1 protein-coding gene is annotated in these 1,504 nt (G+C 64.7%); it reads left to right on the top strand.

All coding sequences use genetic code 11. The features are described 5' to 3' along the window. Window positions 1–432: 432 nt before the first annotated feature. Window positions 433–1,359 (top strand): pentapeptide repeat-containing protein, encoded by a 927-nt coding sequence (locus BU204_RS37730; RefSeq protein WP_083661996.1) that lies wholly within the window; start codon window positions 433–435, stop codon window positions 1,357–1,359. Window positions 1,360–1,504 lie beyond the last annotated feature (145 nt).

Here is a 1,504-nt window from a genome sequence, read left to right as displayed (position 1 = left end):
CGTTGACCTGCTCCAAGAAACTCGCCAAATGAGACGCGCTCTAAGTGTTACGTCGTGTCGACTTGCGCCGGATCCTCGCCACGCATTGCAAGCAACGACGCGCGAACTGACCTTCGCCTGTTAGCCGCGTCGTTCACTGGCCGTGAGGCCTACCACGAGGAGTGGCGACCCGACAAGTGGAGCGCCTCACGCCAGCCGCCGGCCGAGTGAATTCGCGCGGAGACCCGTATCACCGCTGGCCGATTCCTCGATACTTCCCCGGTGCACCCCGATCGACGACATAGACCCCCCATCTACCCGCCGGTGCGGCGGCACCGTCTGGCCCAGCGCCAACGTCAACGCTGGCATTCGACGTCCCCTGACTCAGCGACGAAAACCGTGCGGCAATACACGGATGCAGCCAACGCGCGGGAAGGAAGCGACCGAGCGGATATGAAGAACGCGCGGCCCCGACATCGCGTGAACTGGCCCGAGATCACCTCGTTGATTACCGCAGCGACCGCTATCGGCGCGTTGGTCTTCACCGCGCTCTCCCTTCAGGACAGCCGAGAGCAACTCGGCCTCGCCGCGCAAGGCCAGTTCACCGACCGCTACAGCCGCGCCGTCGAACAACTCGGCCAGCAGGGCCCGGAGGGACTCCAGATCCGCCTCGGAGGCATCTACGCCCTCGAACGGCTTGCACGAGACTCACCCCGTGACCAACCCACCATCATCGAAGTTCTCACCTCCTTCATCCGCACCAACACCCCTGCCCAACCCCGAGAGATCCGCAGATGCCCACCTGGGCCTGCCGCTCCGGCGCCCGACATCCAGGCAGCGATCACCGTGCTGGGCCGCCGCGATGCTCGTCACGACGGCGGCGCTAGGTTGTTCCTGAGATCAACTTGTCTCTCTGGCGCGGATCTCCGCGGCGCAGAACTTTCCGGGGCGGACCTCTCTGGGGCTGACCTCACCAATGTGTCTCTCGTCGGCGCCAAGCTCGCCGACGCAGGACTGGCGAGGGCGGACCTCAAAGACGCGTACCTCGCCGACGCGAACCTGACCAACGCGTCACTCACCTACGCGAACCTCACCAGCGCGGGACTCGCCCGAGCAGACCTCACCAACGCGTCTCTTCTCGGCGCGAACCTCGCCGACGCGTACCTCATGGATGCGCAACTTTCCGGCGCGGACCTGAACAGCGCAGACCTAACCAACGCGAACCTCAACAGCGCAAACCTCACCAACACGAACCTCACCAACACGAACCTCACCCACGCGGATCTGTCCGGAGCGTTCCTCACCGGATCAACGCACGACAGGCGCGCCAGACCTCGCTCCGTGACGACGGACGCCGACACCAGGGGCGAGTGGTGGTAGAGCCTTCAATGGCGCACGGGAATTTCTGGAAGGCACCGATGTGCGACCATCCGCCGCAACGTCGCCTACGCCGGGACGGAACGGCGGATACGAACCGCGTACTAGTGCCTCATCAAGGAACGTTGACGCGGTAACCGTGTCGCGT

The organism is Actinophytocola xanthii (assembly GCF_001921205.1).
In the GTDB taxonomy this organism is placed as follows: Bacteria; Actinomycetota; Actinomycetes; order Mycobacteriales; family Pseudonocardiaceae; genus Actinophytocola; species Actinophytocola xanthii.
Note: the sequence above shows the minus strand (reverse complement) of the source record. Positions and strands in the feature narration are given on the sequence as shown.

What these genes read in the sequence shown, in the direction of transcription:
- BU204_RS37730 (WP_083661996.1), top strand. Translation starts at nt 433, where the DNA reads ATGAAGAACGCGCGGCCCCGACATCGCGTGAACTGGCCCGAGATCACC.